This window comes from Morganella morganii H1r (assembly GCF_000633515.1).
Lineage (GTDB): Bacteria > Pseudomonadota > Gammaproteobacteria > Enterobacterales > Enterobacteriaceae > Morganella > Morganella morganii_B.
This window is the reverse complement of record NZ_AYMP01000016.1, coordinates 174099-195322: the sequence shown is the minus strand read 5'-3', so window position 1 is coordinate 195322 and position 21224 is coordinate 174099. Positions and strand designations below refer to the sequence as shown.

Below are 21224 nucleotides of genomic sequence, written 5' to 3'. Positions count from 1 at the left end.
ATGAAAGTCCTGATTATTATTATCACACTGAGCATGGCCCTGTGCCATGCTCTGCCTGCTTTCAGTATGATGGCGCAATTATCTGCGCCGGTCACACTGAACGAAAAACCGCAGCGTATTGTGACTATCTTTTCATCAAATACCGAAATTGTGGCGATCCTCGGACTGGCCGACAATATCGCCGGTATTGATGCCTACACCTATTTCCCGGATGAAATCAAAAATAAACCGTTAATCGGCGGCCGCCTCGGGTTTTCTCTTGAACGGATCATTGAACAGAAACCGGATCTGGTGATTATGACCCCTGCCCGCCAGGCCACGCATCAGTTATTAATACCGCTGCGCAAATTCGGCATTCCTGTGCTGGTGCTGGAGGGAAACAGTATTGAGGAAATTATTCATAATATCCGTCTGGTGGCACAGGTCACCAAAACAACGGAAAAAGGCGAACAGGTGGCGGCGGAAATGGAACAGCGGCTGCACACTGTACAGCAAAAGCCCGCCGGTTACCGCGCACCAGGGGTCATTATGATCACCGGTCAGGTCAGTAACGGGTTATTACTGGTTGCCAGGCCGCAGGCGTATAAAAAAACACCGGGATATACCGCCGATTCCATTTTAAAAGCGGGCGGAACGCTGGCGCTGGAGGAATATAAACAGGCCGGACCGGCGCTGAAACAGGTATCCCCGGAGGCAATTATCGCCGCCGACCCGGATATTATTTTGTACACCATTTCCGGAGACAAAATCCGGGATTTACTGACGCTTCCCGGCTGGTCACAAATGAAAGCAGTTAAAAAGAATGATATTTATCCGGTCAAAAGTGCGTATGTGCTTATTCCCGGCCCGCGGATTATTGACGGCATTGAATATATGTCTGATATCTTTGAGCAATGGAGCCTGAGACAGTGAAAATAATCAGTCTGTTACTCATACTCTCCGCCGCATTTATTTTCTCCGCCTGTGCCGGACATACATGGGAGAGTCCGCTGAAAGTGGTAAGCGCCCTGTTTTACAGTGATGACTTAACATCCCGCTTATTAACCGAATGGCGTTTACCGCGTGTGATTACCGCCGGATTTACCGGCGCATTACTGGGATTAAGCGGTGCCATTTTTCAGGGGGTATTCCGCAACCCGCTGGCAGAGCCGTGGTTATTAGGATCCTCCGGCGGTGCGGCGATCGGCGGAACAGTGGCATTATTAGTGCCGCTCGGCTTACCGCTGGCGGTATCGCTGCCCTTATTCGCCTTCAGCGGGGCACTGGCGGCGATATTTATTGTGTTATCTGTCTCCCGGATTGCCGGGTCACTGGATACCGCCACACTGTTATTAACCGGGGTGGCCGTCAGCGCGGTATTAAATGCCGCCCGTTCGTTTATGATGATGGCATTATCCGATGAAAGTACCAGTCTCCAGGTGGTATTAAGCTGGATTCTGGGCGGAATACAAACCCCGTCCGGAGAAGGTCTGCTCATCAGCCTGATATTAACCCTGGCCGCCATTTTATTATCCGTTTACCTGTTATCTGACGGGCTGGATTTAATGGGACTGGACAGAACAATGGCCATGAGTTTCGGTTTATCGGTTGAACGGTTTACTGTGCTGGCCTTAATTGCCGGGTCCGCCATTGTCGCGATTGCCGTTTCACTCGGCGGCGTTGTTGGTTTTATCGGATTGATTGCCCCGCATATTGCCCGCTGGCAGGTTGGTGCCCGTCATAAATATGTTCTGCCCGCCTCCGCTGTTATTGGTGCGGCACTGGTGATGTTCTCCGATGCATTATCGCGCAGTCTGCTGCCGCCGGGGGAAATACCGCTCGGGCTGATCACCGCCTTCATCGGCGGCCCTTTCTTTATTTATCTGCTGGCGAAACGGGTGAGAAAATCATGATCACAGTGAATAACCTGAACGTCCGTAAACAGGATAAAACAATACTGACGGTTGATTCCCTGCATTTACCCGCCAGAGGCAGCATTGCGCTTATCGGCCCGAACGGCTCCGGTAAATCCACCCTGATAAAGGCATTATCCGGGCTTGACCGGGAAGTATTCAGCGCCGTTACCCTGGACGGGAAAAATATCAGCCGTTATAAAGGCGCGGCGCGGATGCAGAAAATCGGGCTGATCCCGCAGAGTTTTAATCCCTGCTGGGATCAGCGCACAGAGGAATTAATTTCACTGGCCGCAGAGCGGGCAGCTGACCCGAAAGCCGCAAAAGAGGCCGCCTGCCGGAAATATGAATTACAGCCGTTACTGGATAAACACTGGCATATCTTATCGGGCGGGGAGAAAAGCCGGGTACTGACCGCAATGGCACTGATGTGTGATCCGCCGGTGATATTTGCTGATGAACCGGGTGCGGCACTGGATATAAAACACCGGATGCAGCTGATTGAAGATTTAACGGCACAGGGAAAAGAAAAACTGGTGGTAGTGTGTCTGCACGAACTGGATATGGTATTCCGCTATTTTGAATCGGTTATTGTGTTATCACAGGGGCAATTACGTTATTTCGGTTCATCTGCGGCACTGCTGGAATCCTCTTTATTAAATACGGTTTTTGATGTGGAATTCCGCAAAATAGAGATGGATGGTTACAGTACAGTGTATGCACACACGATTATCCGTCCGTAAAAATAATCCGGCGGCTGTTTTCTGCCGCCGGATTAATGTCTGTTATGACATAAACGGATAATCGGTATACCCTTCGGCACCACCGCCGTAGAAGGATTCCGGACGCTGCGGGTTCAGCGGCGCTTTTTTCGCCAGCCGTGCGGCCAGATCCGGGTTGGCGATATAATCACGGCCAAATGCCACCGCATCAATCAGCCCTTTTTCAATCAGATCTTCAGCTTTTTCCGGAGTATACGCACCGGCACCGATAATCACACCACGGAACAGAGAACGAACCTTACGACGAAAATCTTCGCTGTACGGCTGACCGCCTGCCCAGTCCGGTTCAGACATATGCAGATACGCAATATTGCGTTTATTCAGTTCTTCAATCAGATACAGGGCATCCGACTCTTCATCCGGGCCGTTGCTCATATTCTGGAATGAACCGATTGGTGATACACGGATCCCGATGTGTTCCGGTCCCCACTCCGCACAGACGGCATCCACCACTTCCAGTACCAGACGGGCGCGGTTTTCGCGGCTGCCGCCGTACTGATCGGTGCGGTGGTTGGCATCCGGTGATAAGAACTGGTGCAGCAGGTAACCGTGAGCGGAATGCAGCTCCGCCATATCAAACCCGGCCTCGCGGGCATTAGCTACCGCCTGACGGAAATCATTCACAATCCCCGGAATTTCACTGGTTTCCAGCGCTCGCGGCATGGAGGTATCGACGCGGATAGCATGGCCATTCTCATCACGCAGTGAGGTACGGGTTCCGGCACTGATCGCTGACGGTGCCACCGGTGCCTGTTGTCCCGGCTGAATGCTGTTATGAGAAATCCGCCCCGTATGCCACAGCTGGACAGCAATGTGGCCGCCTGCGTCATGCACACCGGCTGTGATTTTTTTCCAGGCCGCAATCTGTTCCGGACTGTGCAGCCCCGGCGCACCGGCATAGCCTTTGGCCTGTGCCGAAATTTGAGTGGCTTCTGAGATAATCAGCCCGGCCCCGGCGCGCTGACGGTAATACTCCCCCATCAGCGGGGTCGGGATATCGCCGGGTTCGATACTGCGCAGCCGGGTCAGCGGTGCCATAAAGACGCGGTTCGGTGCGGTAAAGGCACCCACTTTCAGCGGGGTAAACAGTTTTTTCTGTGACAATGGTTGTTGTGACATAGTAACTCCGGATTAGACCAGTCGACTAATTTTCAGATAAATAAAAACGCCTGCGAAAAGAATCACTCAGGCGCGGTAATCAGTGTTTCAACATGCGCCAGTGCACTTTCCAGCGGCGCGGTACTGCGGGAAATTTTTGCCTGCAAATTTGCCCCCAGCCATAACGAATAAAAGACCTGTGCGGCGTGCTGCGCATCGCCCTGAAACGTCAGCGAATTTTCTTTTCGTCCGTTTTCCAGGGTTTGCGCCAGCAGTGCGATCACTTTACTGACGCCTTTATCCATCGCGGCATTCATATCTTCCGATAAATCACACACTTCGGCGGATAATTTAACCGTCAGACAGCCCTGAATACGGCTGTGCTGACAGGCATTTTTCAGAATATCGCCGTAATACGCGAGAAAGCGATCACGGTAATTCCCCGGGCCGTGCTCAAAATGTCCGGTCAGTCGCTCCAGGTAATCTTCGTAATAGCGTTCCAGCAGGGCTACGCCGAATAATTCCTTGGAGCGGAAGTAGTGATAAAATGAGCCCTTCGGCACCCCGGCTGTTTTCAGCAGTTCACTCAGCCCCATGCCGGTAAAGCCGCGCTGAAGGCACAGGCGTTCGCCGGTAGCCAGAAGATGTTCGCGGGTATCATGTTCAGTGTGTTTGTTCATAACAACACTCTAATAGACCGACCGGTCTGTTGCAAGTTTATTTAAAACAAATTTCGCCCCAGCGTGCCAGACCGGCGGTTACTGAGCCGAAATCATTTCCTCTGACCACCGGTATTCCCGGTAATTGTGCCTCAATCGCACGGCATAACACCGGCGAACGGCCTGACCCGCCGGTGATAAAGATAGCATCCGGTGTTGCGCCGCCCTGCTGCACTGCATCATTCACCAGGAAAATCATTTTATCTTTCGGGGAGGAAATCGATTCTTCCATTTCTGCCGCGCTGATGTCTGTTTCCAGCGTTTCACTGAGCAGACGGATTGCTGCACGGTATTCCGGTGAGGCGGAAAGCGCGATTTTTGCCTCTTCCGCCCGGCGGATAATACTGTAACCCAGGCTTTGGTTATACACTTCCAGCAGGCGCAGCAGTTTTTCCGGCTCTGCCGCATCCCGCTTCAGTTGCTGTAACAGGGTGAGATTCTGGCGGGAATAGAACTCTTTCTGTGCTTCCACATTATTAATGGCGATCGGGTTCCAGAATTGCATCAGCGGCATTTCGATACCGGAAGCCGCACGGCTGTTCATTCCGAACAGCGGCATCAGCTGTTTAAAGGCCAGATAGATATCAAGGTCGTTTCCGCCGACCCGCTGTCCGCTGTGTGCCAGCAGACTGTCAGTGCGATCAGCCTGTCCCCGGTAACCCGGTCCCATACGGATAAGCGAGCAGTCGGTGGTACCGCCGCCGATATCCACCACCAGCACCGTCTGATCCGTATTCAGAACCGATTCATATTCCAGCCCGGCGGCCACCGGTTCAAACTGAAAGGTAATCTGCTGAAAACCGGCACGTTTTGCCGCCCGCAGAAGAATGGCCTCCGCCTGCTGATTGGCTGCTTCACCCCCCAGTCCGTGGAAGTTAACCGGTCTGCCGATCACCGTTTCTGTGATGGTTTCCCGGGTGGAAACTTCGGCCTGAGATTTGATATTCGCCATCATGGCGCAGACCAGATCCTCAAAGAAGCTGATTTGCACATCATGCAGCCCGGAAGCACCGAGAAAGGATTTCGGGGATTTGACGTAATACACGTCACGCGGATCATTAAGATAGAGCTCCAGCGCGGCCTGGCCAAACAGAATATCCTCCGGCACCAGCTCAATACTTTCTTCGCGGTTAAAAGCGATAGAGCGGCGCAATAACTGTTCGCCGGTATTATCTGACGGCAGAATATCGCGGTGACGGAATAAGTGTTCGGAAACGGATTCGCGTGTCGGTGCACACAGGGTGGACGGAATATAGACATTATCCCCCTCCAGCGGTAATAACACCGGAGTGCCCTCTTTCATCACTGCCACTGAGCAGTTGGATGTTCCGTAATCAAAACCAATAAACATAATGCCTCCGCTGTTTGCCATGCCGGAAAAAAGCCGGAAACTTTACCGCAGACAACGGGGAAATACCAATAAAAAACGCGGAAACAACAGGCGGGAAAACAGATCCGGGCGTGATCCCCCGGATCCGATCAGTTATTCAACATCATCCAGCATGGCCGGTGACGGAATAAAGAACAGTGTACCGGTCACGGCGGTACTGAATTTCAGTAATTCATCGGTGGCACCGGTTTCTTTCCCGGCGAACATATTTTCCAGCATTCTGCGGGTGGTGGAGAAATAACGGGCGTAGCCGATAAAATAGGTGCCGTGCTCATTTTTGGCCGGATTGGAGAACGGCATATTGGCGCGGACAATTTTCAGGTCATTGCCCTCTTCATCCTGAATATTGGTCACCACATTGTGGGAGCCCGGGATTTTCTGCTCATCCGTCAGTTCGACATCATTGAATTTATGACGGCCGATGACTTTTTCCTGATCTTCGGTGCTCAGGCTCTGCCAGGCATCCATATCGTGAATGTATTTCTGCACAAAAGCATAGCTGCCGCCGGCAAATTCCGGGTCTTCGTCGCCGATAACCGCATACTCTTTGCGCTCATCCTCAAATTCCGGGTTTTCTGTTCCATCGACAAAGCCGATAATCGCGCGTCCGTCCATATAACGGAAGCCGTGAACTTCATCCTCACAGGTCACTGCACCGCTCAGAGCCCGGCTGATAACAGAGCCCAGCTCGTAACAGGTCGACACATTCAGGGCGCGGATATGAAAGAAGATATCACCGGGGGTGGATACGGCGGTAAAACGCGGCCCTTTAATCGCTTCAAAGGTATTCAGCTCACGGGGCTTACCCGCGTCCGGAAACAGTTTCTGCCACGCATCCGCCCCGAACCCCATCACACAACTGACTTCCAGTTTCGGAAACCGGTTGCGGATGCTGCGCAGAATACCGGACAGGTTATTACACAGCGTAACAACCGTCTCCCGCGTTTGCGGGGTATCTGTCAGATTAAAAACGAGGAAATAGGAATTCTCACCGGGCGTGTCAGTCACATTTTGGTATTTCATACTTTCTCCATGCATTTCTTATTCTGAATAGTTTCTGTCGTTATGGTACACCAATTGACTGGTTGCGGACGGTGACCGGGCAAAAATATTCTTAACAGACATGTAATGCCCGCATTATATGTGACAGTGTCACTAGTGCGGGTTTGCAGATCTCAGCGCTTACGGCTGAACAACTGTAACAATCCTTTCACGGTCACATCCAGCTGGCTGCCTTCCTCGTAGTTTGCGGGTACCACATAATTTGCCCGCTCTTCCGCAATCAGCTTGCCGACCTTGCTCTGCGTTTCCGGGTTGCCCCATTTTTTCTGATCAAACACCGCCAGCGAAAAACCGCCCTGATAACGCACCATTTTCATGGCCGGGATATCGGTATCACCATCCCCGAAATAGATCATATGGCGGAACTGCACTGCGCGCTCTTCCTGCTCGATAAACTGGTTAACCGCCACATTATCCCATGAGTTATGTATTCCTTTGTTTATCCGGAATAAAAACTGTGTTTTAGTGGTATAGTTGATAGCCTGAGCGGGCCATAACGCGGTTTTTCCGTCAGCGGAATAGTGATATTTACAGGCAAAAATATCGCGGAATTCATGGCCGATAGCCGTGCCGCGGATCATACCGTCCAGTCCGCTGGACAGAATATAGTGCTCCGGATCAAGTCCCTGTTCATGGGACCAGGCATTGATACGGTTAAACCATTCGGTGACGCCGGGAAACAGCGGAATCGTTGCACCGTGTTTTTTCAGATTTTCAACACTCAATTCAGATGACTGCCGGATATTGGCTTTCGCAGCCAGTAACCCCATATAGGACAGAATTTCATCGCCGTCATCGGCTTTGGCAAACCGCTTCACTTCCCGCCAGAATGCTTTCGTGTCGCTGATACCCAGTGCAGGCATCAGTCCGTGCTCCGGACAATCTCCTTCCGCCAGGGTGCCGTCAAAATCATAAATCAGCGCACATTTGAGTTTTTCTGTCATTTCACCTCTTCCCCTGAAGCGCGCACGGTTTCACGGACTTTTTCCGCAAAACGCTGTGCATCCTGAATAATTTCATTTTCATTGACGGTCAGTAACTGCCGGTCTTCCATCAGGATCACACCGTCCACAATGGTATGACGGACATTGGCACCGTTTGCGCCATAAACCAGGGCGGCATACGGGCTGTACACCGGTACCATATTCGGTGCTTTGGTATCCACCACAATGATATCTGCCCGTTTTCCGGTTTCCAGCGAGCCGATTTTATCATCCATATGCAGCGCACGGGCCGATCCCATGGTCGCCATTTCAACCACGGTCAGCGGCGGCATGGCTGCCCGGTTTTTGGTTTCCAGTTTATGGATTTTACCGACCAGGTTGAGTTCATTCATGGTGGTTAGTGTGTTGGATGACATCGGGCCGTCAGTACCGAGGCCGGTGCGGATCCCCTTTTCCAGCATTTGCGTGACCGGTGCCACGCCTTTGGCGGATTTGGTGTTGGCACTGATATTGTGTGCCACCCCGACATCATATTTCTTCAGCAGATTCAGATCATTATCATCGGCCATAATCACATGTGCCGCCAGCAGGCGGTTATTCAGCACACCGATATCCGCCATATACTGCACCGGGCTTTTCCCGCCGGTGCGTTTGGCGATTTCCTCTTTTTCGCGATCCGTCTCCGCCAGATGGATCATCACCGGTACATTCAGTTCTTCAGACAGTGCCGCAATTTTCTGTAAGTTTTCAGTGGTATTGGTATACGGGCCATGCGGGGCAAATGCCGGTGTGATACGCGGATGATCTTTGTATTCATTGATAAAGCGCACCGCATACGCGATCCCTTCTTCCGGCGTCTGTGCATCCGCGACCGGGAAATTAATAATTGTCTCACCCAGTACGGCGCGTAAACCCGCTTTATCCACGGTCTTCGCAACTTCATCTTCGAAATAATACATATCGGCATAGGTGGTCACGCCGCCTTTAATCATTTCGATATTAGCCAGATTGGCGCCGGTGCGCACCATATCGCGGGAAACCAGTTTATTTTCCAGCGGGAAAATATAGCGGTGCAGGCGATCCGGCACATCATCCCCGAGAGAGCGGAAAACCGTCATCGAGCCGTGAGTGTGGGTGTTTATCAGCCCCGGCATCACAATATCACCTTTTACATCCAGCACTTTTTTTGCCTGATATTTCGCTGTCAGCTCAGGGCCGCCGACGGCGACAATTTTTCCGTCACTGACCACCACGGTACCGTGTTCAAACACCGTATTTTCCGGGTTCATGGTCAGCACTGTGCCGTCAGTTATCATCAGATCTGCCGGGTCGGCAGCATAAGCGGAGCAGGCAGCAGCAAGCAGTGTGGTGGCAAACGCGCGGGACAATGACATAGTAACCTCATGACTGAACGGAAAAACCTACTATATCACCGCCATTAATCCACTTCCAACCAGCGGATTTCATTGAAATGCGGACGGATAATCACTAGTATTGCAGGGTTTATAACTCCCTCCATGGATAACCCCTGTTTATGCTGAATAACTATGTTCTGCGCAGTGTCCGCTACATGCTGGATCTGAGTGACGCAAAAATGGCCGAAATCACCGGACTTGCCGGATTAACTGTCACCAAAGCGCAGATGAGCGACTGGCTGAAAAAAGAAGACGAAGCGGATTATCAGCTTTGTGATGATAATGTGACCGGTCATTTTCTCAACGGACTGATTATTTTCCGCCGCGGCAAAGATGAAAGCCGTCCGGTTCCGGCGGTGGATGCCCGTCTGACCAACAATATTATCCTGAAAAAATTGCGCGTTGCGTTTGAACTGAAGGATACGGATATGGCGGATATTTTTCAGCGTGCCGACTTCCGGGTTTCAAAACCGGAAATCAGCGCCCTGTTCCGCAACCCGGATCATAAAAATTACCGCGACTGCGGTGATCAGCTGCTGCGCTATTTCCTGAAAGGTCTGACATCCCGCATCCGGGGCTGACAGATAATGATGCCGGGTGTTATCACCCGGCAGAGTGTTATGCCGGTTTGTTATTCTGTTTCCGTTTGCGGTATTGCAGCCAGCCGAATAACACCCCGGCGGCAGCGCCGCTCAGATGAGACTCAACCGAGACGAATTGTTGCCCCGGAAACAATCCGCTGATCATACCGCCGTAATAAATCAGCACCACAATGCCGATAATAATATCCGGTAGTTTACGGCGAAAAATTCCCTGATAAATCAGTAATGCCCATAAACCGAAGATCCAGCCGCTCGCCCCGACATGCACCGCCGTCCGCCCGAATAGCCAGACCAGTAACCCGCCGACGATAATAATAAACAAAGACGCCTTAATATAATGTTTTACCGACGGGATCATCAGTAACACACTGAGAATTAACAGCGGCGGCAGATTACTGAATAAATGCCCCCAGCTGCTGTGAATAAAAGGCGCAAAGAAAATACCAAACAGCCCGTTAACCGTACGCGGCTCAATACCCAATGCGGTTAATCTCCCGCCGGTCAGTGTGGTCAGTAACTGTACCGCCATTAAAAACAGCACAAAATACAACCCGTTTCTCAGATAGATTTTTATACCGCTCTGTGCGGGCTGCTCTGTGTTATTCAGTATATTTTTTGTCATTTCCCGATCCGTTGGGTGATGGAGTCCGCCCTACTATAGCGAAATTTTGTGCCCCTTCCATCCTGATCTTTCAAATGCAAATGAAAATAATTACCATCATTATTGACTGTCGGTCGGTCAATGTATATGCTGCTGCTGTTCTGATCAACTGAGACAATCCTCATGTACCGATTACCGGGGTTTTACCCAGCCGTTATGACAACTGTTATTTCATCTGTTTTTTCTGTCGCTTTTTTATCCTCTCCGGCGGTTTATGCGGAACAGGAGGATGTGGTGTATGTCACCGCTGCGGATGATGTTCATTATGAGCCGCGCGGCTATGGTGCCCTGCGTCAGTCCTCGGCAACAAAAGGTTCTGCAGCGCTGGCGGAAACGCCGCAGTTTGTATCAGTGATCCGCCGTGATCAGCTCGATACCCTGCCCGGCGAATCCCTCAGTAAAGCACTGCGTTACAGTGCCGGGGTAACCAGTGAAAAATACGGTGCCTTCGGTAACGGTATTGATTTTTCCAAAATACGCGGGTTTGATGCGGATTATTATCTCGACGGCCTGCGGGTCGCGGGTAACAGCGGGATCTGGGGCGCACAGGTTGATTCCTGGCTGCTGGATAGCGTAGAGGCGGTTCACGGCCCGTCCTCTGCCCTGTATGGTCAGGGCGGTGCCGGTGGTGTAATTAACATGCAGTCGCGGCTGCCCCGGGCGGAAGAATCCCATCAGATTCAGTTTCAGAACGGGAATTATGATAACAATGCACTGCGTTTTGACAGCACCGGCGCACTGAATGAGGATGAAACCTGGCTTTACCGGATGACCGGCTCAGCAGCATCGACCGGTTCACAGATCGAAAACACCAGACAGTCCCGTTACCTGATAGCGCCGTCCGTCACCTGGCAGCCTCTGAATAACCTGAGCTGGACAATGGCCGGTGTCTATCAGCATGATCCTTATATCGGTTATTACAATACCCTTCCCGCCGCTGCTCTCGGCCTGTTGCCGTTGCCTTATGGCTCTCTGGACAGGCACCGCAACTACAGTAATCCGGATCATGAGAAATCGGCCCGGACACAGCAATCCGTCACCTCACTGGTCAGCTGGCAGGTATCGGATTCACTGACACTGAAGCAGAACCTCCGCTATGCGGATGTGAAAACGCATATCCGCCGTGATTTTACGCGCGGATTTGTGCAGGACGGACGTCTGCTGACCGCAGTGTATCAGGATTCCCCGTCCCGTGCACGTACTCTGGCTGCGGATAATCAGCTGATTTACAAAGCCCTCACCGGCCCGGTATCCCATGAAATTCTGACCGGTTTCGATCTTCAGGCCGGTAAGCTGGATAAGGACTGGTCAGGCTCGCAAACGGTAACATTTGATCCGTACGGTTCTCACTACCGTCCGCAGTTTACGCCGCACATGACATCATCCACTTCCACCGGACAGACTTACCGGCGCTACGGTGTTTATATGCAGGATCATCTGCGCTGGCAGCAATGGAGCCTGATTTTAAGCGGCCGTTATGATGATTCCTCACTGAAAACCACCAACAACCTCAGCGGAACAACACAAAACAGTGATACCTCAGCTTACAGTCACCGTGCGGGGCTGACCTACACCTTCAGCAATGGTTTCTCTCCCTGGATAAGCATCTCTGACAGCTTTGACCCGGTATTGGGCACTGATGAGGACGGCAAGGCATTTGTGCCGACAAAGTCTGACCAGACAGAAGCCGGGGTGAAATATCTGAGTGATAACGGTGATATTATGGCGAGCCTCGCGGTGTATGAGCTGACACAGAAAAATGTCACCACCCATAACCCGAAAAATCCGGATTACTATAATCAGACCGGCAAAGTCCGCTCCCGCGGATTGGAGTTTGAGAGTCGCATGTCCGTGACACCGTCACTTAACCTTATGCTGGGTTATGCTTTTACCGATAATGTAATCACGGAATCGGATGACAAATCCGTACTGAATAAACGCCCTGTTCAGGTGCCGCGCCACAGCGGTTCACTCTGGGCAGATTACCGCTTTCACGGACGTTATCTCGATGGCGCGCTGATCGGTGCCGGTGTCCGCTATCTCGGTGCGACGCAGGGGAATAACACCAACAGCTTTACTGTACCTGCCGTCTGGCTGGGGGATGTCAGCCTGCGTTATCAGATGGACGCGCTGACACCGGAACTGAGCGGAATGGAACTGGGTGTCACCATCAGCAATATCGCCAATACATCTTATGTGGCGGGCTGTACCAGTTCCACTTATTGCAGCATCGGTAATGACCGCACCGTTGTCGCCACCCTCAATTATTTCTTCTGAGGGCGGTGACACTATGGATCATCTGAAACGAAATCTGCTGAAACACAGCCTGCTGTTTTCCGCACTGGCTGCACTGCCGGGCGGATTATCCGCCGCACCGGAACAGCCGTTCATTACCGATATACGCGGACGACAGATTGACTGCCGGATCACACCGCAGCGGATCTATGTGGCAGATGCCTCCCTGATGTTTCTGTACGCCTCACTGACCGGAAAACAGCTGACAGAAAAACTGGCGGCGATTCCGGCAGCATTCCGTCATGCGGACGGACTGAGCTATCAGCAATACTGCCGGGCGTTTCCGGCACTGGCTGCCCTGCCGCACCTTGCACCACTGGCCGGGGCACAGGCAAACACAGAAACTATTGTTGATCTGCACCCTGACATTATTTTTGTCACCACCGGCACATTCTCCGCCATGGAAACAGGCGGGATCACCGCATTACTGGAACGCGCAGGGATACAGATTGTTGTACTGGATATGAGTATCAGCCCGCTGAAAAACACGCCGCGCAGTATCGCCATTATGGGTGCTGTTCTTGGTGTGCCGGACAGAGGCGCTGAGATGATCGCCTTTATTCACTCACATCTTGCGCTCGTGACATCGCGGCTGGCTGCCGCACCTTACCGCCCGGTACCGGTTTTGCTGGAACGCGCCGCCGGATTCAGTGCGGAGTGCTGCTATGCTTACGGGAACGGCAATTTCGCGGAATTTCTGACCTGTGCCGGCGGTAAGAATATCGGCGCGGATTATATTGACGGCACCTACGGGACGCTCAATCAGGAAACCATCATCCATACCCGGCCGGAGAAAGTGATTGTCACCGGCGGCCAATGGCAGAGCTATAACCCCGGCGGTGACTGGGTGGGACTCGGCCCGGGGGCTGATCTTGCGGTGGCGGAAAAACAGCTGGCTGTTCTGATGAAGCGTCCCGCGTTTAAAACCCTCGCCGCCGTACAACAACGGGCGTGTTATGCCATCTGGCACGCCTTCTATGACAGCCCTTTCGGCTTTATCGCCGTCCTGAAATTCGCCGCCTGGCTGCATCCGGCACTGTTTGCCGATATTGATGCTGACGCGGTATTCCGTTCATTTTATCAGCAGTTTCTGCCGGTGCCGTGGCAGCCGGGTTACTGGGTATCACTGCGCCCGGAATCATAACGATAAGGATAATATTGATGACAACGATTTTTTCACCCGATGCGCTGCGGGTCAAAACAGAGAAAGAGAGTCAGGGACGGCGGACCGTAATTTATTCCGCCAAAGGTCAGCCGAATTTTATGTATCAGATTTGCCGTGATGATCTCCCTGCTCTGCATCCGGCATTTCGTGTGAACGGACAGATAATTGATACCTTTTTCTATGCCTGCTACCCGGGCAGCCTGCATGACGGCGAGCTTATCAGTCAGCCGGGAAAAGCACCGGCCTGTCACCTGAATCTGGCGGAATTCCGGCAACTGGCCCAACAAACCGGACCGGGATTTCATCTCAGCAGTAATGCGGAATGGGCGGCACTGATGCATTGTATTGATCAGCAGAATGTTTTTCCGGACGGTAATACCGATTATGGCCGCAGTCTGCGTCATCCTGACCAGAGCGCGGTACGGATTGACGGCAAACCAGCCGGTGATCTCAGCGGGGAAGCGAATACGCTTACCGGATCACCGCACCCGGACTGGTATCATAATCAGCAACTGACCGGGATAAGTGATCTGTGCGGGAATTTGTGGGAATGGCAGACCGGCGTCCGGCTGATAGCGGGTGAGATTCAGCTTATCCGTGATAATGATATCAGTGCGTTACCGGCAGATGCGCCGCTGTTATGGCAGGCAGTCAATATGCAGAGCGGGGAATATTGTAAACCCGGCAGCCCCGGGACGGCAAAATATGATTCGCCGTCTGCCTGTCTGACCGGCAACGGCGGCACACCAGTGCTGTCAGAAAATATTGTACATTATAACGGCGATCCGGCTGACAACAGTTATCCGCCGGGACTGCTCGACGGCCCGTTCTTCAGCATGAAAACAGCCGCTCATCTGCCCGTGCCGCATCTGTTACAACTGAACGGACTCGCGCCGTACGGGGAAAAACCGCTGACTGATCAGATTTACCTGCGCAATTACGGAGAGCGTGCACTGATGCGCGGCGGAGCATGGTATTCTCAGGAGTTTGCTGGGGTCAGTGCTTTTTGTCTGAGTCACACGGCACTGCACCGCAGTGCCACTGTCGGCGGGCGTACGGCGTGGCTGCCGCCGACAGCAGCAGATGCGCATACCTGAAATCATTGAGAATCTGGTATGCCGGTCGTGCAATCACTTATCCCTCAATAAAAAACGGGTTTGCTCCTTCCGGAGGCAAACCCGTTATTAACACACTGATACAATTACGGACGAACAGCGGTCACTTCGATCTCTACACGCCATGCCGGGTTTGCTAATTTTGAAACCTGAACAGTGGTACGCGCCGGTAATGTGTTACCGGAATCTTTGTCGTTGTAGTATTTGGAGTAACCGGCCATAAAGCCCGCGAAATCCATATTACCGTTGGTCTCTTCACCACCGACCAGGAATACCTGCATTTTCACCACGTCTTTCATTTCCAGACCCAGCTCAGCCAGGTGAGCTTTGATCTGCTCCATGATATTAACAGTTTGTGCTTCAGTATTGCCGTATGACGCCAGAACACCTTCCGGTGCGTCTTTGGACATTTTGGTCGGTACTTTGCCGCTGAGGAAAATAATATTTTTGCTGCTGCTGATTTCCACAGATTCAGAGATAGGCATACCGTTCAGTTTATGATGAACGACACCTTCTGACGCATGAGCCGCGCCCCAGACCAGCGGAAGAGCTAACAGTAAACTTTTATAACGCATATTAAGCCTCTTAATAGTATCAACGTAAGTAATCAGAAAATTAACTAAAACGTGAAAGACTAAACGGAGCCGGGTCAATAACCGGTTTTTTACCGGTCACGATATCCGCAGTGATTTCACCGGATGCCGGACCTTCTGTCATACCCCAGACAGTCGCGGTGTTGATCACCAGACCCGGATACTCTTTCACTTCAGAAATAATCGGCAGTTCGTCGTAGGTTGGTGCGACGACCGCGCCCCAGCGTTCAACGACTTTCGATTGTTCAAATACCGGGAATTCCGCTTTCATGCGGGCAAATACCGCATCCAGGTGTTCAGTATTCTGTGTGGCAGTTGCGATGCGGTAAGTCTCGAACGGCGTGACTTCATCCGGGTTCCAGGATGTCGCCATTTTGAAGGAGTTAAACAGATCTTCACCGATGGAGAATTCCAGCGGCAGCTCACCGCCGCCCAGCAGATGCAGGAATTTCGGCCCCAGCAGGAAGCTGTCTTTCACCACAGAGCTGGTGAAGATACGCGGTGCCACGGCATATGTGCCGTCGGCCTGTTCGCGGAAGTGAATACCGCTCGGCAGATGCACGTTACCGCGCGGTGCCCCGGGAACACCGGAAACACGCTGTTGTGACAGATAAACATTGAGTGTCGGGATATCAATACCCAGATTACCCATAAACAGACGTGACCAGATACCGCCGGTCAGCACCACATGAGAGGTTTTGATAGCGCCCTTCTCGGTGACCACATCAGAGACTTTACCGCCGGCAGTTTCAATACTACGGACCGCGCAGTTAGTGTAGATTTTAACACCCAGGGATTTGGCATACTGTGCCAGAACCGGTACGCCGGTTTCCGGGTCAACACTGCCTGAATCTTCTTCAAAACCGGCAACCGGCCAGTCAGTTTTGGCATCAACCAGGCGTTTTTTCAGTTCGTCACCCTGAATGAAACGGGTGTTGAGCGGTGCTTCGAAATCAGCGGCCCACTCTTTGGCATTCTCAACCCAGGCCTGTGAGTTTGCGAGATCTTCCGCGCCTGACGGTACCTCAACACGGCCCTGGGTACGATAACTGGTATCCGCCCCGATTTTTTCATTCATACCGCGCCATAACATTTTGCCGTAATGGTGCAGCGGGAAAATTTCTTTTGATGTTTTGTAGCTGATGATCTGGCTGTAAGCACGTCCGGACTGCTCACCGGCGATTTCACCTTTTTCCAGGACGGTGACGCTCATGCCTCTTTCCGCCAGGTTAATCGCTGTCATGATCCCCATCATGCCGCCGCCGATAATGACTGCATCGGACTCTTTCGGTAATGCACCCCCGGTGCCGTCAACATGTTTTGCGCGTGAAGCCGATTCCACAAATTTGCCATCGCGGCGAACCATAGGAACTAATACTGAAGCACCACCTGCCAGTACGCCGGCAGCACCAACCCCTAAAATTAACTTTCTGCGTGAGATTTTCATCTAAAGCCTCATCATTATCTGTAATATTTGTGTGGCATTTTTTTAATTAAGTAGCATGCTAATTATAACAATTATCATTACAATGTTAATGAATATGGTGTCATGTTAATAATAACGAGACTTAAGATAAGCTTTATCAGGAATACCCGATACAAAGTGTCGGATTTAACGAGGTGACGTGCAGAATGCAGAGCGGATATTCTGTAGTATAACCAGCTGTAAATATCATAAACCATCGTTATTATAGTGAATAAGGCTGCAGGACGGGGTTAATTAAGAAGTTGTTACAGTAAGGGGGGAAATAAAACGCCGGATGCCACAGCAGCAACCGGCGCTTTATAAAGATATTAATAAAATGGGGCAATCAGGCGGATGGTGTGCGTTTTTTGCGCTGTAAAAACCATTTATCCAGTTCATTGGCAAACAGCTGGCGATCCCGCTGATTCAGCGCCGCCGGACCGCCGGTCTGAATACCGGAAGCCCGCATGGTATCCATAAAATCACGCATGGTCAGGCGTTCACGAATCGTCGCCGGGGTGTAGCGTTCGCCGCGCGGGTTCAGTGCCACCGCGCCCTTCTCCAGCACTTCGGCAGCCAGCGGAATATCAGCGGTGACAACAAGATCATCTTTCTGCACACGGCGGACAATTTCATTATCGGCGACATCAAACCCGGCAGAGACCTGCAATGTTTTTAAAAACGCTGACGGCGGAACCACCAGCCGCTGATTGGCCACAAAGGTAACGTCTGTTTTTTCCCGATCTGCTGCCCGGTAAAGGATCTCTTTGATAACTTTCGGACAGGCGTCCGCATCCACCCAAATCGCCACGGTTTATTTTCCTCAGTGCTGCAAAATTGAATCCGCGATCATAGCGTATTAATGCTTTCTGATAACCTGAAAAAGTGCCGCCAAAACAACAAAAGCGGCAAAAAAGGAGACAGAAAGCGACAATTCATAAAAGACAAAACGATTTATATGAACACCGGCGGTTGTCTGTGCCAGACGACAGGCCAGCGGCACTGTACACAGCGCCGCCAGAACCGCCAACGCAATCAGACGGATAAGCCGGATAAGATTCCCGCGTTTTTCTGCCTTCGGCAGTGCCCGCTGATACTGTGCAAATTTCAGGCAGAGATAGCCGCTGCCCAGCAGTGATCCCAGATGCTGCAACACTTTATAGACCGCAATCTCCTGCCCGTCCGTCATACCGTGTAACAACGGTACCTGCAAAACGGACAGCGCCCGCACCATCGTGCCGGTTTCATGGGTAAATGCATCCCAGACAATATGTGTCGCCGCACCAATAAACAGAGACAACACAATAATGGTATTTTTCCGCAGAGAACGGGTCAGCGGGTCAGTCACCGGAAACGGTAACACGGTTTTCAGCGGCCCGGATAAACAGTGAAAAATGAACAAAACCGCCAGACATACCGGTAACCCGGTATAAAACCAGCCGGTAAAATGATGCGCCTTATCTGCTGCGCGGTACATCCCGAAAGAATACAGCAAATCCGGTGATACACTGCCCGTAATCAATGCGGGCAGATTCAGCCACCGCCCGAAACGGGATTGTTTCAGCGGAAAAACAACCGCCGGATGTGCAAAAGTCCATGGCATGTCTGCTTATCCTGTTCCGGAAAACCGGAAATAAATTCATTTTTATGGTAATAAATAGCCGGTCATAAACATTAATGGCACACCGGACTCCGGACAATAACCTGTAAAGGCAGAAAAATGAAAAAATATCTTATCGGGATGGTCGTAACCGGGCTGCTGTCAGCCCCGGCGCTGGCTCAGGAGTTTACCTGCCAGCTGGAAAATAATAAATACGTCAGTGTGGTGGTGGAAAAAGGCAAAACGCCGGTATACCGTTACGGGACGCTGGCAAAACCGGAGATCACTCTGCCGGTGAAAGGTAATGCGAAAAATGGTGTTTATGTCGGACAAACCGCATTTATCGGCGGCGGTTCGGCCTATATCCGCTTTGAAAACGGCCCGTTTAACTATGTGGTATACAGTGGCATCGGGCGCGGCTGGGAATTTACCGGTCTGGCAGTTTACAAAGGGGATAAAGTCATTAACAAAAAACTCTGTAAAACTGACCTGGGTATTCATGACGTTCTGAATTACGGCCTGCCGGAAGATGCATCCGGTGAAATCTATGCCATGGATCCGAACTCACAATAATATGTACTGCGGTGGCCTGCCGGGTCACCGCCCTTTTTTTATACATCTGTGCCTCGCCGCTCATCTGTGGCATAATGCCCGCCGTTTATTTTTCTCCTTTAACTTATGAGTATTCGTCTTGTTAATCAGCAACAATATTACGATGCAGTTCGGCGCCAGGCCGCTGTTTGAAAATATCTCTGTCAAATTCGGCGGCGGTAACCGCTATGGCCTGATCGGCGCAAACGGCAGCGGTAAATCCACCTTTATGAAAATTCTCGGCGGTGATCTGGCACCGAGCAGCGGCAACGTGTTTCTCGACCCGAACGAACGTCTGGGTAAACTGAAACAGGATCAGTTCGCCTATGAAGAATTTTCTGTTCTCGACACCGTCATTATGGGTCACACCGAACTGTGGGAAGTCAAACAGGAGCGTGACCGCATCTACAACCTGCCGGAGATGAGCGAAGAAGACGGCATGCGCGTGGCGGATCTCGAAGTGCAGTTTGCTGAAATGGACGGCTACACCGTGGAATCCCGCGCCGGTGAATTACTGCTGGGTGTGGGGATCCCGCTGGAACAGCATAACGGCCCGATGAGTGAAGTGGCTCCCGGCTGGAAACTGCGTGTGCTGCTGGCGCAGGCCCTGTTTGCGGATCCGGATATTCTGCTGCTCGACGAACCGACCAACAACCTGGATATCGACACCATCCGCTGGCTGGAGCAGACGCTGAATGCGCGCAACAGCACCATGATCATCATTTCCCATGACCGTCACTTCCTGAATATGGTGTGCACGCACATGGCCGATCTGGACTACGGCAGTCTGAATGTGCATCCGGGCAACTACGATGAATATATGTTTGCCGCCACCCAGGCGCGTGAGCGTCTGTTAGCGGATAACGCGAAGAAGAAAGCACAAATCAGTGAATTGCAGTCATTTGTCAGCCGTTTCAGCGCAAATGCTTCCAAATCCCGTCAGGCGACTTCCCGCGCCAAACAGATTGAAAAAATTCAGCTGACCGAGATTAAAGCGTCCAGCCGTCAGAACCCGTTTATCCGCTTTGAGCAGGATAAAAAATTATTCCGCAATGCGCTGGAAGTGGAAAACCTGTCCAAAGGTTATGACGGTAACGCCCCGCTGTTCAAAAACGTCAATATGATGATGGAAGTGGGCGAAAAAGTTGCGGTTCTTGGTATGAACGGTGTGGGTAAATCGACCTTCCTGAAAACCCTGGTCGGTGAACTGACACCGGATACGGGTCGTTATAAGTGGTCTGAAAACGCCAATATCGGTTATTACGCACAGGATCACGCCACTGATTTTGAAGTCGATATGACGGTTTTTGACTGGATGAGCCTGTGGATGCAGCCGGGTGATGATGAGCAGTCTGTCCGCAGTGTGCTGGGCCGCCTGCTGTTCTCCCAGGATGACATTAAAAAATCGGTACAGGTGTTATCCGGGGGTGAAAAAGGCCGGATGTTATTTGGTAAGTTAATGATGACCAAACCCAACATTCTGATTATGGATGAGCCGACCAACCACCTCGACATGGAATCTATTGAATCCCTGAATATGGCACTGGAGTTATATCAGGGAACATTAGTGTTTGTTTCCCATGACCGTGAGTTCGTCAGCTCCCTGGCGACCCGTATCATCGAAATCACACCGGAGAAAGTCACTGACTTTACCGGCAGTTACGATGAATACCTGCGCAGCCGCGGTATTGAATCAGAAAACAACTGATCCCCGTTCTGCCAATAAGAAAAGCCCCGTTTCAGAGCCATGAAACGGGGCTTTTTGTTTTCGTCAGACCCGGCGGGGGCGGTTGCCGGTATATCTGACATTTTTCAGAAACCAGTTCCCGCATACC

At 51.7% G+C, this 21224-nt stretch carries 20 protein-coding genes; 9 read left to right on the top strand and 11 right to left on the bottom strand.

The window, feature by feature from the left end; all coding sequences use genetic code 11:
• Genes U868_RS0110325 through U868_RS0110315 form a run of 3 tightly spaced genes read left to right on the top strand, consistent with a single transcriptional unit; the run spans nt 1 to nt 2635 of the window.
• Nucleotides 1-912: an ABC transporter substrate-binding protein gene (locus U868_RS0110325; RefSeq protein WP_025153225.1), complete on the top strand. Its 912-nt coding sequence runs from the start codon at nt 1-3 to the stop codon at nt 910-912.
• The gene (locus U868_RS0110320) at nt 909-1892 is read left to right on the top strand and encodes a FecCD family ABC transporter permease (protein ID WP_025153224.1); all 984 of its coding nucleotides are present in this window, start codon (nt 909-911) and stop codon (nt 1890-1892) included. Before U868_RS0110325 ends, U868_RS0110320 begins: the two co-directional genes overlap by 4 nt.
• Nucleotides 1889-2635, top strand: coding sequence for an ABC transporter ATP-binding protein (locus U868_RS0110315; protein WP_025153223.1), 747 nt, complete (start codon nt 1889-1891; stop codon nt 2633-2635). The genes U868_RS0110320 and U868_RS0110315 overlap by 4 nt, the downstream gene beginning before the upstream one ends.
• A 42-nt stretch (nt 2636-2677) precedes the next feature.
• Here U868_RS0110315 and U868_RS0110310 read toward each other — a convergent pair whose 3' ends face one another.
• From U868_RS0110310 to U868_RS0110285, 6 genes are all read right to left on the bottom strand, one after another.
• Nucleotides 2678-3778, bottom strand: a complete 1101-nt coding sequence (locus U868_RS0110310) for an alkene reductase (RefSeq protein WP_025153222.1) — start codon at nt 3776-3778, stop codon at nt 2678-2680.
• Between the two features lie 77 nt (nt 3779-3855).
• On the bottom strand, nt 3856-4452 hold the full coding sequence (locus U868_RS0110305; RefSeq protein WP_024473048.1) for a TetR/AcrR family transcriptional regulator: 597 nt from the start codon (nt 4450-4452) through the stop codon (nt 3856-3858).
• 37 nt (nt 4453-4489) lie between these two features.
• Complete coding sequence (gene yegD / locus U868_RS0110300; protein WP_025153221.1) at nt 4490-5842, bottom strand: molecular chaperone; 1353 nt, start codon at nt 5840-5842, stop codon at nt 4490-4492.
• A gap of 132 nt (nt 5843-5974) precedes the next feature.
• Complete coding sequence (locus tag U868_RS0110295; RefSeq protein ID WP_025153220.1) at nt 5975-6904, bottom strand: Dyp-type peroxidase; 930 nt, start codon at nt 6902-6904, stop codon at nt 5975-5977.
• A 152-nt stretch (nt 6905-7056) separates the two neighbouring features.
• Nucleotides 7057-7887 (bottom strand): HAD family hydrolase, encoded by an 831-nt coding sequence (locus U868_RS0110290; RefSeq protein WP_025153219.1) that lies wholly within the window; start codon nt 7885-7887, stop codon nt 7057-7059.
• Nucleotides 7884-9281 (bottom strand): amidohydrolase, encoded by a 1398-nt coding sequence (locus U868_RS0110285; protein ID WP_025153218.1) that lies wholly within the window; start codon nt 9279-9281, stop codon nt 7884-7886. Before U868_RS0110285 ends, U868_RS0110290 begins: the two co-directional genes overlap by 4 nt.
• Nucleotides 9282-9421: 140 nt before the next feature.
• Here U868_RS0110285 and U868_RS0110280 point away from each other — a divergent pair, with 140 nt between their 5' ends.
• A complete protein-coding gene (locus U868_RS0110280; protein WP_004237586.1) occupies nt 9422-9883 on the top strand; it encodes a DUF1456 family protein in 462 nt (153 codons plus the stop codon).
• 37 nt (nt 9884-9920) lie between these two features.
• Here the strand turns inward: U868_RS0110280 and U868_RS0110275 are convergent, their stop codons facing one another.
• Nucleotides 9921-10526 carry a rhomboid family intramembrane serine protease gene (locus U868_RS0110275; RefSeq protein WP_025153217.1) on the bottom strand — a complete coding sequence of 202 codons (606 nt, stop codon included), beginning with the start codon at nt 10524-10526 and terminating at the stop codon, nt 9921-9923.
• A 195-nt stretch (nt 10527-10721) separates the two neighbouring features.
• Between U868_RS0110275 and U868_RS0110265 the strand changes: the two genes are divergently transcribed.
• From U868_RS0110265 to U868_RS0110255, 3 genes are read left to right on the top strand one after another with little or no spacing between them, the layout of a single operon-like run.
• The gene (locus tag U868_RS0110265) at nt 10722-12842 is read left to right on the top strand and encodes a TonB-dependent siderophore receptor (protein ID WP_025153216.1); all 2121 of its coding nucleotides are present in this window, start codon (nt 10722-10724) and stop codon (nt 12840-12842) included.
• 13 nt (nt 12843-12855) lie between these two features.
• Nucleotides 12856-14004, top strand: coding sequence for an ABC transporter substrate-binding protein (locus U868_RS0110260; protein ID WP_025153215.1), 1149 nt, complete (start codon nt 12856-12858; stop codon nt 14002-14004).
• Nucleotides 14005-14021: 17 nt separating this feature from the next.
• Nucleotides 14022-15122: a hypothetical protein gene (locus U868_RS0110255; protein ID WP_025153214.1), complete on the top strand. Its 1101-nt coding sequence runs from the start codon at nt 14022-14024 to the stop codon at nt 15120-15122.
• 104 nt (nt 15123-15226) lie between these two features.
• Here the strand turns inward: U868_RS0110255 and U868_RS0110250 are convergent, their stop codons facing one another.
• The 4 genes from U868_RS0110250 to U868_RS0110235 form a co-directional block, all read right to left on the bottom strand.
• Entirely contained in the window at nt 15227-15715 is a 489-nt protein-coding gene (locus tag U868_RS0110250; protein WP_025153213.1) for a Rid family hydrolase, read from the bottom strand.
• Nucleotides 15716-15755: 40 nt separating this feature from the next.
• Entirely contained in the window at nt 15756-17180 is a 1425-nt protein-coding gene (locus U868_RS0110245) for an NAD(P)/FAD-dependent oxidoreductase (protein WP_025153212.1), read from the bottom strand.
• A 364-nt stretch (nt 17181-17544) separates the two neighbouring features.
• Complete coding sequence (locus U868_RS0110240) at nt 17545-18009, bottom strand: YaiI/YqxD family protein (protein ID WP_025153211.1); 465 nt, start codon at nt 18007-18009, stop codon at nt 17545-17547.
• A 48-nt stretch (nt 18010-18057) separates the two neighbouring features.
• Nucleotides 18058-18801 carry a DUF4184 family protein gene (locus tag U868_RS0110235; protein WP_025153210.1) on the bottom strand — a complete coding sequence of 248 codons (744 nt, stop codon included), beginning with the start codon at nt 18799-18801 and terminating at the stop codon, nt 18058-18060.
• Nucleotides 18802-18918: 117 nt separating this feature from the next.
• Between U868_RS0110235 and U868_RS0110230 the strand changes: the two genes are divergently transcribed.
• Both U868_RS0110230 and U868_RS0110220 read left to right on the top strand, forming a co-directional pair.
• Nucleotides 18919-19371, top strand: a complete 453-nt coding sequence (locus U868_RS0110230) for a hypothetical protein (RefSeq protein ID WP_025153209.1) — start codon at nt 18919-18921, stop codon at nt 19369-19371.
• 118 nt (nt 19372-19489) lie between these two features.
• Nucleotides 19490-21097: an ABC-F family ATPase gene (locus tag U868_RS0110220; protein ID WP_071997703.1), complete on the top strand. Its 1608-nt coding sequence runs from the start codon at nt 19490-19492 to the stop codon at nt 21095-21097.
• The last annotated feature ends 127 nt before the right edge of the window (nt 21098-21224 follow it).